Origin of the sequence: Bifidobacterium xylocopae, assembly GCF_003315615.1 — a bacterium.
In the GTDB taxonomy this organism is placed as follows: domain Bacteria; phylum Actinomycetota; class Actinomycetes; order Actinomycetales; family Bifidobacteriaceae; genus Bombiscardovia; species Bombiscardovia xylocopae.
Genome location: NZ_PDCH01000040.1, coordinates 1 through 603 on the forward strand (window position 1 = coordinate 1; position 603 = coordinate 603).

General features: G+C 67.0%; 1 protein-coding gene. It reads right to left on the minus strand.

The window, feature by feature from the left end; translation table 11 throughout:
* On the minus strand, positions 1–603 hold a 603-nt coding region (locus CRD59_RS07545), incomplete at both ends, for a G5 domain-containing protein (protein WP_201736586.1).

Consider the following 603-nt stretch of genomic DNA (forward strand, 5'->3'; position numbering starts at 1 on the left):
TGCTTGGGCAGGGCTGCTGCTGCCGCCGTCATCGCCGCCGGAAGTCTGGCCGGAGCCCGAGGACCCGTCGGAGCCGGAGCCTTGGCCGTTCTTGTCGCCCTCCTTGTTCTTGCCCTTGTTGGCATGCTGCTTATCGTCCGTGGAGGCCTGGGCTTTATCTGGGCCCACGGCTACGACCTGGTCCAGGGCAGCCTTGGTGGTCGTCTCGGAGACCAGCTGCTCGCTCTCCGCCACCCCATCCACATAGGTGACCTCGAAGACCTGTTCCTTCTCGCCGTTCACGCCGGCCTGGCGTAGGGCGGTCTGCCCGGGCTCCAGGCTCGGGTCGATGATGGTCCGGGACTGGAAGGGGAGGAGGGCCGTACGGGTCTCCCGGCCATGGGTCACCCGCTTGACCCGCAGGATGGTCTGGTCGGCCTCCTCCCCGAGTGAGAAACGGGCCTCCGTGCCAAGAACGATGGCCTTGGCGTCGAGGATGGAGGCGGCCGGCAGCTGGCCGTCAGCCGCCACGGAGGTCTTGCCGTCGGCGATGACCGTCACCGGGCCGTCCTTGTTGATCACGAAGCCGCCGGTGAGCTTGTCGTAGACATTGCCGATGTTGAC